This window comes from Pandoraea apista (genome assembly GCF_001465595.2).
Lineage (GTDB): Bacteria > Pseudomonadota > Gammaproteobacteria > Burkholderiales > Burkholderiaceae > Pandoraea > Pandoraea apista.
This window is the reverse complement of record NZ_CP013481.2, coordinates 3,163,232-3,173,761: the sequence shown is the minus strand read 5'-3', so window position 1 is coordinate 3,173,761 and position 10,530 is coordinate 3,163,232. Positions and strand designations below refer to the sequence as shown.

11 protein-coding genes are annotated in these 10,530 nt (G+C 62.6%); 5 read left to right on the top strand and 6 right to left on the bottom strand.

Annotated features, from left to right (window positions below; all coding sequences use genetic code 11):
- Positions 1 to 51: 51 nt before the first annotated feature.
- The 6 genes from AT395_RS14530 to AT395_RS14505 form a co-directional block, all read right to left on the bottom strand.
- On the bottom strand, positions 52 to 846 hold the full coding sequence (locus tag AT395_RS14530; protein ID WP_042116227.1) for a peptidylprolyl isomerase: 795 nt from the start codon (positions 844 to 846) through the stop codon (positions 52 to 54).
- Between the two features lie 62 nt (positions 847 to 908).
- Complete coding sequence (locus tag AT395_RS14525; RefSeq protein ID WP_039365984.1) at positions 909 to 1,172, bottom strand: BolA family protein; 264 nt, start codon at positions 1,170 to 1,172, stop codon at positions 909 to 911.
- A gap of 22 nt (positions 1,173 to 1,194) precedes the next feature.
- A complete protein-coding gene (locus AT395_RS14520) occupies positions 1,195 to 1,728 on the bottom strand; it encodes a septation protein A (protein WP_048629568.1) in 534 nt (177 codons plus the stop codon).
- A gap of 167 nt (positions 1,729 to 1,895) precedes the next feature.
- Entirely contained in the window at positions 1,896 to 2,315 is a 420-nt protein-coding gene (locus tag AT395_RS14515) for a YgiW/YdeI family stress tolerance OB fold protein (protein ID WP_048629567.1), read from the bottom strand.
- A 155-nt stretch (positions 2,316 to 2,470) separates the two neighbouring features.
- On the bottom strand, positions 2,471 to 2,893 hold the full coding sequence (msrB, locus tag AT395_RS14510) for a peptide-methionine (R)-S-oxide reductase MsrB (RefSeq protein ID WP_042116222.1): 423 nt from the start codon (positions 2,891 to 2,893) through the stop codon (positions 2,471 to 2,473).
- Positions 2,894 to 3,030: 137 nt separating this feature from the next.
- On the bottom strand, positions 3,031 to 4,548 hold the full coding sequence (locus tag AT395_RS14505) for a protein adenylyltransferase SelO (RefSeq protein WP_042116221.1): 1,518 nt from the start codon (positions 4,546 to 4,548) through the stop codon (positions 3,031 to 3,033).
- A 278-nt stretch (positions 4,549 to 4,826) separates the two neighbouring features.
- Between AT395_RS14505 and AT395_RS14500 the strand changes: the two genes are divergently transcribed.
- The 5 genes from AT395_RS14500 (at position 4,827) to AT395_RS14480 (ending at position 10,477) form a co-directional block, all read left to right on the top strand.
- Positions 4,827 to 6,455: a 3-(methylthio)propionyl-CoA ligase gene (locus AT395_RS14500; RefSeq protein ID WP_048629566.1), complete on the top strand. Its 1,629-nt coding sequence runs from the start codon at positions 4,827 to 4,829 to the stop codon at positions 6,453 to 6,455.
- Positions 6,456 to 6,746: 291 nt separating this feature from the next.
- Positions 6,747 to 7,670, top strand: a complete 924-nt coding sequence (locus tag AT395_RS14495; protein ID WP_042118636.1) for a branched-chain amino acid ABC transporter permease — start codon at positions 6,747 to 6,749, stop codon at positions 7,668 to 7,670.
- Entirely contained in the window at positions 7,670 to 8,947 is a 1,278-nt protein-coding gene (locus AT395_RS14490; protein WP_048629565.1) for a branched-chain amino acid ABC transporter permease, read from the top strand. The genes AT395_RS14495 and AT395_RS14490 overlap by 1 nt, the downstream gene beginning before the upstream one ends.
- A complete protein-coding gene (locus AT395_RS14485) occupies positions 8,944 to 9,762 on the top strand; it encodes an ABC transporter ATP-binding protein (RefSeq protein WP_048629564.1) in 819 nt (272 codons plus the stop codon). Before AT395_RS14490 ends, AT395_RS14485 begins: the two co-directional genes overlap by 4 nt.
- The gene (locus AT395_RS14480; protein WP_048629563.1) at positions 9,755 to 10,477 is read left to right on the top strand and encodes an ABC transporter ATP-binding protein; all 723 of its coding nucleotides are present in this window, start codon (positions 9,755 to 9,757) and stop codon (positions 10,475 to 10,477) included. Before AT395_RS14485 ends, AT395_RS14480 begins: the two co-directional genes overlap by 8 nt.
- Positions 10,478 to 10,530 lie beyond the last annotated feature (53 nt).

Sequence of the window (10,530 nt, the reverse complement as noted above, 5' to 3'; positions counted from 1 at the left end):
AAAATCCCGCCGAAAGGCGGGATTTTTGTTTCAGTGCCGTACCAACAAAGCTTACTGAATTTTGGCTTTCTTCTCGAGGCCTTCGATGAAGCCTTGCAGCTTCTCTTCCTGCATCTGCTGTACGAGTTGCGGCTTGACGTCGGCCAGCGGCGGGATTTGCGCATCGCGCGTATCGTCCAGCTCGATCACGTGGTAGCCGAACTGGGTCTTGACGGGCGTTTGCGAGTACTGGCCCTTCTGGAGCTTTTGCAGGGCATCGGCAAACTCGGGCACGTAGGCGTTGGCCGGCGACCAGTCGAGGTCGCCGCCGTTCTGTGCCGAACCCGGGTCCTTCGAGTACTGCTTGGCGAGGTCGGCGAACTTCGCGCCACCCTTGAGCTTCGCAATGATCTCCTTGGCCGTATCTTCGCTAGGCACGAGAATGTGACGAGCGTGATATTCCTTATCGCCGAACTGCTTCTTCAGTTGGTCGTAACGCGCCTGAACTTCTGCATCGGTCACGGGCGACGTCTTCTGGAAGTCGGCGATAAGGGCACGGATCAGTACGCCTTGCTCGGCCAGCTTGAGCTGTGCCTTGACGTCCGGCTGAGTGGCGATCCCCTTGCTGACGGCTGCCTGCGCGAGGACTTCGCGCTTGACCAGTTCTTCACGCACCTGCTGTTGCAGTTGCGGCGAGTTCGGCTGACCCTGACGCACCATTTCGCGCACCATGGCGTCGGCACGTGCCACAGGCACCGGCGTGCCGTTCACAACGGCGACATTCTGGGCGAGGACGGGGAGGGAGACGGCGGTCAGCGACACGGCGGCGCCGAGCGCCAGAGCCGTGCGGGCGAGTTTCAATGCCATGCTGTTTTTCCTAACGAATGACGAAGGCAAGGTTAATCGACGGGGGACGCGTCGCATGCGAATTACGCTTCGCCGGGGGCGAGCGCAACAATGGCGAGGGCGTGAATGCCGTTTTGCATCAAATCGGCTAGCGCATCATACACCAGGCGGTGACGCGCAACGCGGTTACGGCCGGTAAACGCAGCGGAAACGATCCTGAGATTGTAATGACCGCCCGACGCGGCACCGGCATGACCGGCGTGACGGGCGCTATCGTTCTCAAGTGCGAATTCCAGGGGAGAGAGCGCAGCGGTGAGACGCGCTTCGATTTGCTGTTCCATGGTCATGGCGGTGACTTCCTGTCGGGCGTTATTCGTCTTGCTTGATGTACTTCGCGAGCCAGAGGCTCTGCACGACGATGAACACGACCATGAGGCCCATGCCACCGAAGAGCTTGAAGTCGACCCAGGTGTCGGTCGAAAAATGGTAAGCAATGACGAGGTTGAGTACGCCCATGGCGAGGAAGAACAGTGCCCAACTGAAATTCACCGCACGCCACAGTGACTCGGGCAGCGCCATCTGCTTTTCCATCATGGCGCGGATCAGGTTCTTGTCGAAGACGAGTTCGGCGACGAACAGCGTGATACTAAAGAGCCAGTAAAGCGCCGTGGGCTTCCACTTGATGAAGGTTTCGTCGTGCAGCACCATGGTGGCACCGCCGAACACCACGATGATTGCGAGGCTCACCCATTGCATGGGCTCGACCTTGCGGTGACGCAGCCACATCCAGAGGACTTGCGCAATTGTCGTCACGATCGCGATGCCGGTGGCGACATAAATGCCGGCGAACTTGAAGGCGACGAAAAACAGAATGACCGGTAACAGGTCGAAAAGAAATTTCATGAAGTCTCGACTTGGGGGCTTCGGGGGCAAACACCCAGGGGCACAAGGCGTCTGGGGAGCAAACGCCCATTATATTTCAAAGGCCCCTGGAGGGACGCGGCGAATCTCCGAAAGCGCGGCGCGGCGCGCGGCGCCACACCGCCACCCGGTCGGGCGGGCGCTTCGTCTTACGGCAGGATTTCGATGCGCTTCACGTCGATATCGTTCGGGCGGAAGCGATGGCGATCGACTTCGCCGGTGATACGCACACGGGTCGTGTCGGTGATTTGCCGACCCGGCGGCAGGTACTTGTCGTCTAGCTCGATTTCGATAGTCCTGCCGGCGTCGTCGCGGAACGTGTAATGCTCGTGCTTGAGGCGGTTGACGATGAAGCCCTCGATTACGGCCACCGCATCGTCGGGGGCAACCAGCGCTCGTTCTACCGTCGTAACATGCGATGCCACTGACGGTACCATCACGCTTCCGGTCGTTGCTGGGCTGGCGGTCGGGCCGGTGTACTGCGCGATGGCAGGCGCGGCACTTAGTATGCCGAAAGATGCCGCCGCCGCGCAGAGAAGCGGCTTGAAACCAGTGATTTTGCTTGGCATGAGCGACGTTTCCTGAGGCTTGTTAAGGAGATGTCAGCTTAGCAGAGGCACGGTCGGTGTCCGAACACTGGCAGGGAGGGAATTCTCCAAAAGTGCTCACCGCAAGTCGAAATTCAGGTGTCGCCCCACCGGCAGAGGGCCGGCGGGGTAGGGGTTCAGCCTTCGATGGGTTTGTCGGTCTGACCTTCCTTGTCTTCGAAGTTCAGCGAGGCGGAATTGATGCAATAACGCAAGCCGGTCGGCTGCGGACCGTCTTCGAACACATGCCCGAGGTGGGCGTCGCAGTTGTGGCAGCGGACTTCCACGCGCACCATGCCGTGGCTGTAATCCATGACCTCGTCGATGCCTGACTTATCCACGGGAGCCGAATAGCTTGGCCACCCGCAGCCCGCGTCGAACTTCTCGGTCGACTCGAACAGCGGCGCTCCGCAGCAGATGCAACGGTAGGTACCGTCTTTCCAGTGATCCCAGTAACGGCCCGTAAATGCGCGCTCCGTGGCCGCATGGCGCGTCACCTGATATTCCACGTCGTCGAGTTGGGCACGCCAGTCGGCGTCGTTTTTTTCAACTTTGCTCATGAGAGTCTCCTCAGGGGCGGCGGCCCCGGAGTTGCCGCCGCGCGTCGTATATCGTCTGACCTTGTTCAGATGGGGGCGATGCCCCGGTTTGCAATGTTCCGTCATACTCAGGCGCCCGCCGGCGCCATGCCCGTCGATCAAGACGAGCAACTGACTTCGAGCTGGCTGGCCCAGTCGGGCGGCAACTCGGCGTAGCGCTCGAATTCGGGTTGTTCGTCGTAGGGCCGTGAGAGCACGCGCAGCAGCGTGTCGACTTCCGAGAAGTCTTTCTCGCCGGCACGGCGAATCGCGATTTCGGCCAGGTGATTGCGCAGGATGTACTTTGGGTTGACGAGTCGCATGGCCACAGCGCGCTTGGCGTCGGTGCTCGCTTCATGGCGGAGCCGCGCACGGTAATCCACCGCCCAGGCGTCGAACCCGGCACGGTCGATGAACATGTCACGCAGCGGTTCGTCGGCCGCGGGGTTCTCGAGTTCCAGCGCGGCGAGCGTGCGAAACAGGCGCGTGAAATCGACGCGTCCCTCGTGCATCAGCTTGAACAAACGATTGATGAGCGTTTCGTCGTCGGCGTGAGACTCGCGCAATCCGAGTTTGGCACGCATACGCAGGTCGATTTCCTCGGCAAACCGTGTCTTGAACACCGGCAATACCGACTGCGCCTGCTCGATCGCCGCCTCCCCTTCGCCGAACAAGGGCAACAAGGCTTGTGCGAGGCAGAACAGGTTCCAGTACGCCACATTCGGTTGCGCCTGATAGGCGTAACGTCCCTGCGTATCGGAGTGGTTGCAGATGTGGTGTGCGTTGAAGCCGTCGAGAAAGCCGAAGGGCCCGTAGTCGATCGTCAGGCCGAGAATCGACATGTTGTCGGTATTCATCACCCCATGGCAGAAACCCACTGCCTGCCAGTGCGCGACCATCTCGGCCGTGGCGTCGCAGACGGCGCTCAAGAGCGCGAGGTACGGATTGGCTTCGTCGCGGCAGTGCGGGTAATGATGATCGATGGTGAAGTCTGCGAGTTGACGCAGCGCTTCGTACTGATCGCTGGCCCAGAAATGCTCGAAATGACCGAAACGGATGAAGCTCGGTGACAGGCGGGTCACGACGGCTGCCGTCTCGATGGTTTCGCGGCGCACCGGCGTGTCTGAACCAATGACGCACAAGGCGCGAGTGGTCGGCACGCCGAGATGGAACATGGCTTCCGAACCGAGAAATTCCCGGATCGACGAGCGCAGTACGGCGCGTCCGTCGCCCATGCGGGAGTAGGGCGTAAGCCCGCCGCCCTTGAGCTGGATTTCCCAGCGGCCACCGGGGCCGTCCGACTCGCCGAGCAGCAATGCCCGGCCGTCGCCCAGTTGACCGGCCCATACGCCGAACTGATGGCCCGAATAGACACTGGCGAGCGGGTCGCCCCCGGGCAGTGGCGCATTGCCGGCAAATGTGGCGAGAAACTCCGGATCGCGTGCCGCTTCAGGCGACCAGCCCAGCAGCCGCGCGGCGTCGGCCGAAAAGCCGACCAGATAGGGCGCGGGCAACGGCTGAGGCGCGAGGCGCGTATAGAAATCGCTGCCGAGCGACGCAAACCGGTTCGCCAAAGGCAACGGTCCGTAGGGCTTGAGCGAAGTGGAAGCAGGGGCGGGACGGTCGGTTGCCGACATTGGAGGACGTTCCTGATGGTGAACAAACATTCTACTTGAGGTGTCCGTCGTGCGCTGCCAGTGTGCGTACACTGGCGTAGCCGCATGTCTGCTGCGCCGCACAAGCGATGGGCGTTGACCCGGCGAGCGAGCGCGTCAAGAATGAATCTCTGCGGTGCCGGAGAAGGCGCGCCCCGACCGTGCCAACGTTCGACACACGAACTTCTCGAACGGCTGAACGCTATTCCCGACGTATCCCCGTAATTCCGGTTTTCCCGACTTTTCTGGAGATTCGACGCATGGCAACACCGCTTCTCGGCCAGATGATGGCCGCGCCGCTCCTGATTTCCTCGCTGCTTACGCATGCCGCGCGTCACCACGGCGACACCGAGATCGTGTCACGTCGCGTGGAAGGCGACATCCACCGCTACACCTGGCGCGACGCCGAGCGGCGCGCCCGCCAACTCGCGCAGGCGTTACGCCGGCTGGGAGTCGGCGATGGCGAGCGCGTGGGTACGCTGGCATGGAACGGCTACCGGCATCTCGAGCTGTACTACGGTGTCTCGGGCATGGGCAGTGTCGTGCATACGGTGAATCCGCGCCTGTTTCCCGAGCAGATCGCCTATATCGTCAATCACGCCGAAGATCGCTTCGTCGCGTTCGACATCAATTTTCTGCCGCTGGTCGAGACGATTGCCCCCATGTGCCCCGGCGTTCAGGGCTGGATCGCAATGACGGATCGCGCGCACCTGCCCGAGTCGGGCTTGCCGTTGCTTTGCTACGAGGAGTTGATCGCTGCGGAGGACGGCAATTTCGTGTGGCCGTCGATGGACGAATCCACGGCGTCCGGTCTTTGCTATACGTCGGGCACGACAGGGAATCCGAAAGGAGTGCTGTACAGCCATCGCTCCACGGTGCTGCACGCCTTCGGTGCCTCGTTGCCTGACGCGATGGCCATGTCGGCGCGCGACGCCGTATTGCCCGTGGTGCCGATGTTCCATGTGAACGCGTGGGGGCTGCCGTATTCCAGCGCGCTTGTCGGCGCGAAGCTTGTGTTCCCCGGCAAGGATCTCGACGGTAAGTCGCTTTACGAACTCTTCGAGGCCGAAGGCGTGACGTTCTCGGCCGGTGTGCCTACCGTCTGGCTAGGGTTGCTGACGCATGTGAAATCTATCGGCGCACGCTTCTCGACGCTGGAGCGCACGGTGATCGGCGGCTCGGCCTGCCCGCCGGCCATGCTTCAGACTTTCGAGAAAGATTACGGTGTGCGTGTCATTCATGCTTGGGGGATGAGCGAGATGTCGCCGCTTGGCACGCTATGTCATCTACGCAAACATCACCGCGACCTGCCGGCCGAGGCGCAGCAACATATTCTGGAGAAGCAGGGGACGGCCATTTACGGTGTCGACCTGAAAATCGTGGGCCCGGACGGCGAGGAGTTACCTTGGGACGGCAAGGCGTTCGGCGATCTGCATGCTCGCGGGCCGTGGGTGCTCGATCGTTATTTCGGCTCGGATGCGTCGCCGTTGATCGACGGCTGGTTCCCCACCGGAGACGTGGCCACGATTGACCCGGAAGGCTATGTGCAGATCACCGATCGCAGCAAGGACGTCATCAAATCGGGCGGCGAGTGGATCAGTTCCATCGACGTGGAGAATGTCGCAATGGCGCATCCGGAGATTCACGAAGCCGCCTGCATTGCCGTTCGCCATCCGAAATGGGAAGAGCGCCCGTTGCTGGTCGTGGTTCGCAAACCCGGTTCGACGTTGACGCGCGAAGACGTGTTGGCGTTCTACCAAGGGCGTGTCGTGAAATGGTGGATACCCGACGATGTGGTGTTCGTCGAAGAGATTCCCCATACGGCGACCGGGAAGATGCTCAAGCTCAAACTCCGCGAGAAATTCCGCGATTATCAGGCGGCGTCGTAGATTTCCGGTCATGGCGCCTGTCATGACTGCGGCATCCGCCGGGATTCCGCTCGGAAACCTCTGAACGGTGGTGCGGATGCCGCCTGAAATCCAGCAGTGACGCCGCTTTTCGGGCGATCCCGGGGCATTGCGGTTGCCCCTCCCCTCTATAATGTCAGCCTGAATTTCTCTCGATGCGGCAGGTGCTGCCGCGTCTTTCATTGGTTTTCCGAAGGAGACGGCGTGCATTTGCTGAATGCCACTGCGGGCCTCGTGCTCGTGAATGGTGTGAGCTATGGCTTGCTGCTGTTCATGCTCTCGAGCGGACTGACGTTGATCTTCAGCATGCTGGGCGTGCTGAACTTCGCGCATGCCAGCTTCTACATGCTGGGGGCGTATTTTGCCTACGCGTTATCGGCGGCAGTGGGTTTCTGGCCGGCGTTGGTCGCTGCGCCGCTGATCGTGGGAGTGATCGGGGCTGTCTTCGAATGGAGCGTTTTGCGGCGATTGCGTACGCGTGGCGCGCTGGCGGAACTGCTTGCCACGTTCGGACTGGCGTACGTCGTGGTGGAACTCGTGCAGCTTGCCTGGGGGCGCGGGCCGGTCGACTACGGCGTGCCTGCGGCCTTCGAAGGTGTGCTCGTTCATGTGGCGGGCATTGCCGTGCCTGCCTACCGCTTGTTCCTGATGGGGCTGGCATGTGCGATTGCCTTGCTGGTGTGGGGCGCGTTTCGCGCCACGCGGGCCGGACTGATCTTGCAGGCGGCATTGTCACAGCCGGCAATGACGCAGGCCCTCGGCTACAACGTGCCCGCGCTTTACACGGGCGTGTTCGCTTGCGGCGCGGCGTTGGCGGCACTGGCCGGGGCGGCAGGGGGCAATGTGCTGGTGACGGAACCGGGCATGGCGGCGACAGTGGGCAGTGTGGTGTTCGTTGTGGTTGTCGTCGGCGGATTGGGCTCGCTGGGCGGTGCGTTCGTCGCCTCGCTGCTGATTGGTTTATTGCAGACATGGGCCGTCACGAGCGATGCCAGCCTTGCACAATGGTGGCCACAAAGTGAAATGGCCACCGGGGGCGGTGTGAGCGTCTCCGGCGCGTTAGGGACGCTGAGTGGTGTCGTTGCCCCGATCTCCCATTTGAGCGTTGCGCAGCTTGCGCCCGCAGTACCGTATCTGCTGATGGTAGCGGTGCTGCTGTGGCGTCCGCGCGGCCTCTTCGGCGTTCGGGAGGGGTGATGAACGACGCCATCGTTACGCCGGTATCCGTGCCGGTATCGCTGCGCCGCCGGGCGCTCGTATGGCTGCTCTTTGCCGCCATTCTCGGGCTGGCGCCTTGGTGCTTTCCATCCGACGCGGCGCTAACGCTGATGACGCAAATGGGAACCGCAGCCATTCTCGCGTTGTCGTTCAATCTTCTGCTCGGCTCGACGGGACTATTGAGTTTTTGCCACGCGACCTATGCCGGTATCGGTGCTTATGCGGGCGTTTGGTGTATGAATCGCATTGGCGTTCAGGGGCTGCCTGTGTCGATGGCCATCGTTCCGTTGGCGGGCGCCGTCGCAGCCGGTATCGCAGGTGCCACGCTGGGATACGTCACCACGCGTCGCTCGGGCATGACGTTCGCGATGATTACGCTCGGCGTAGCGGAGCTTGTCTGGGTGATGGCCGCAATGCTGCCCGAATGGTTCGGTGGTGAGCGCGGCATCCCTACCGACAGGACGATGGGCGCTGCGTGGTTCGGCGTGACGTTCGCAACGCAGCGCGAGGTCTATGCGCTGGTGGCCGTATGGCTGTTCGTTTGCGCAGGCCTGATGTACGGCGTTACGCGAACGCCGTTAGGGTTTCTTGCACGCGCGGTACGCGACAACGCGGGGCGTGTTGCCTTCCTCGGGCAGTCGCCTGCGGCGGTGCGGTATCGCATGCAGATCATTGCTGCGGCTTTCGCCGGAGTGGCGGGCGCGCTCGGCGCATTGAATTTCGAACTGGTCAGTGCCGACACCTTCAGCCTGGAACGCTCCGGCATCGTGTTGGTTTTTACTGTGCTTGGCGGTACGGCGTATTTCGCGGGGCCGATGCTGGGGGCCGTCGTCGGCGTTTTCGCGACCGTTGTGCTGGCGTCGCTGACGCGAGCGTGGCAGCTCTATCTTGGATTGGGGTTTCTCGCGGTCGTGATATTCGCCCCCGGCGGAATGTCGGGGTTGATCGCGGCCCACGTACATGCTTGGCGCGATGGCAGGGTACGAGTACTGTGGAAGCCCTATGCGGCGGTGTGTCTTGGCTTCGTATTGTCCGTTGGCGGGCTGATCGGCGTCGTGGAAATGACCTACGGCGCGAGGCTTGCCAGCGACGCCGGGCTAAATCTGGCAGGAAGACCGGGTGCTCACGCCGCCACGGCGGTATGGGGTGCGGCGGCGGCGATGGTCGTCGTTGGGGTTGCCACCCTGACGTTCGCCGGACGTCGTTTGCGGCACACCGTGGCGAGTGCGAGGCTTCGTGCGGAGGCGCAACGATGAGTGACGCCGAAACACTGGCTCGCTCGTCTGGCCAGGCGCTCAGCGTGCGAGGCGTGCGCAAATCGTTCGGACGCACGCAAGTGCTGAGCGGTGTCGATTTGACGTTGGCACCGGGGGAACGGCTTGCGATCATCGGCCCGAACGGCGCAGGTAAGAGCACGTTGTTCGACGTCATTACCGGTAGAACGCGGCCCGACAGCGGGCGTGTGCTGATGCACGCGCGGGATGTCACCGGCCGCGCGCCGCATGTCATCAGCCGGCTTGGCCTGTCGCGCAGTTTCCAGACCTCGCAGTTGTTCGGCCAAATGAGCGTCATCGATCATCTGCGTTGCGCAGCGCTTTGGCCGGACGGACATCGTTATACGTTCTGGCGGCGAATGCGTGGCTTGGACGACGTCACCCGGCGCAGCGAGCTTTGGCTGGAACGTCTTGGCCTGGAGGCGCGGCGCGACGTGCCGGCGGGCGCACTGAGCTACGCCGAGCAACGCGTACTCGAAGTGGGATTGTGTGCGGCGTCGGCAGGCAGTGTCATGTTGCTCGACGAACCTACGGCGGGCATGAGTCAGTCGGAGTCTTCCCGCATGGTGGCGCTAATTGCCGAACTCAGCCGGGGATGCTCGTTGTTGATGATCGAACACGACATGCAGGTGGTCTTCTCGCTGGCTGACCGGATCGCCGTGCTGGCACGCGGCGCGATCATCGCATGCGATACCCCGGCGCGAATTCGCGCGCATCCGGATGTGCGTACAGCGTATCTGGGAGATTACGCAGACGCCTACAACGGGGACTCTGTCGGAGAGGCACACGATGCTTGAACTATCCGACGTCAAGGCTGGATACGGCGGCAGCCGAGTGTTGCATGGTGTGACGATGCGCGTTGCACCGGGCGAGATCGTGGCGGTGCTCGGGCGCAACGGTGCGGGGCGCTCTACGCTGGCTCGCGCGATCATGGGGCAGGTGCCACGTGAGGGCGACATTCGTTGGCACGGCAGGTCGCTGGTCTCGCTCGCGCCGCATCAGATCGCCCGGCTGGGCGTTGGCTATGTGCCGGAAACCCGCGATGTTTTTGGGCCGCTGACGGTCACGCAGAATTTGCTGCTTGGGCAGCGAGATAGCAAAGCCCGCGCGGCGCGTCGCGCGGGGGGCATTGACCGGACGCTGACGCTCGCCGACGCGTTCGCGCGCTTCGAGGAACTGGCACCCCGGCGCGATGCGCCTGCGGCGTCGCTATCGGGGGGAGAGCAACAGTTGCTTTCGTTATGCCGGGCGATGATGGCGGGGCCCGAACTATTGATCGTCGACGAGCCGACCGAAGGGCTCGCGCCTCGGGTCGTGGCCCGCATCGGCCGAATTCTGACCGATTTGCGGGCGGCGGGCGTGGCGATTCTGTTGATCGAACAGAAGCTGTCGCTCGCGCTCAGTTGCGCGCAGCGTGTGGCGGTGATGGGGCGTGGCACGCTTGTCTTCGAGGGGCCGCCCGACGCGCTGGCGGCCGCGCCCGCAATTCGTCGCGAATGGCTTGAGGTCTAGCGCTGCGCTAGAATCGAACGATCGTCTTGCCGCAGTCGGAGCGCCTGCGGCGC

What these genes read in the sequence shown, in the direction of transcription:
- AT395_RS14505 (WP_042116221.1), bottom strand. Translation starts at nt 4,548, where the DNA reads ATGTCGGCAACCGACCGTCCCGCCCCTGCTTCCACTTCGCTCAAGCCC.
- AT395_RS14525 (WP_039365984.1), bottom strand. Translation starts at nt 1,172, where the DNA reads ATGACCATGGAACAGCAAATCGAAGCGCGTCTCACCGCTGCGCTCTCT.
- msrB (WP_042116222.1), bottom strand. Translation starts at nt 2,893, where the DNA reads ATGAGCAAAGTTGAAAAAAACGACGCCGACTGGCGTGCCCAACTCGAC.
- AT395_RS14530 (WP_042116227.1), bottom strand. Translation starts at nt 846, where the DNA reads ATGGCATTGAAACTCGCCCGCACGGCTCTGGCGCTCGGCGCCGCCGTG.
- AT395_RS14490 (WP_048629565.1), top strand. Translation starts at nt 7,670, where the DNA reads ATGAACGACGCCATCGTTACGCCGGTATCCGTGCCGGTATCGCTGCGC.
- AT395_RS14500 (WP_048629566.1), top strand. Translation starts at nt 4,827, where the DNA reads ATGGCAACACCGCTTCTCGGCCAGATGATGGCCGCGCCGCTCCTGATT.
- AT395_RS14495 (WP_042118636.1), top strand. Translation starts at nt 6,747, where the DNA reads ATGCTCTCGAGCGGACTGACGTTGATCTTCAGCATGCTGGGCGTGCTG.
- AT395_RS14480 (WP_048629563.1), top strand. Translation starts at nt 9,755, where the DNA reads ATGCTTGAACTATCCGACGTCAAGGCTGGATACGGCGGCAGCCGAGTG.
- AT395_RS14515 (WP_048629567.1), bottom strand. Translation starts at nt 2,315, where the DNA reads ATGCCAAGCAAAATCACTGGTTTCAAGCCGCTTCTCTGCGCGGCGGCG.
- AT395_RS14485 (WP_048629564.1), top strand. Translation starts at nt 8,944, where the DNA reads ATGAGTGACGCCGAAACACTGGCTCGCTCGTCTGGCCAGGCGCTCAGC.
- AT395_RS14520 (WP_048629568.1), bottom strand. Translation starts at nt 1,728, where the DNA reads ATGAAATTTCTTTTCGACCTGTTACCGGTCATTCTGTTTTTCGTCGCC.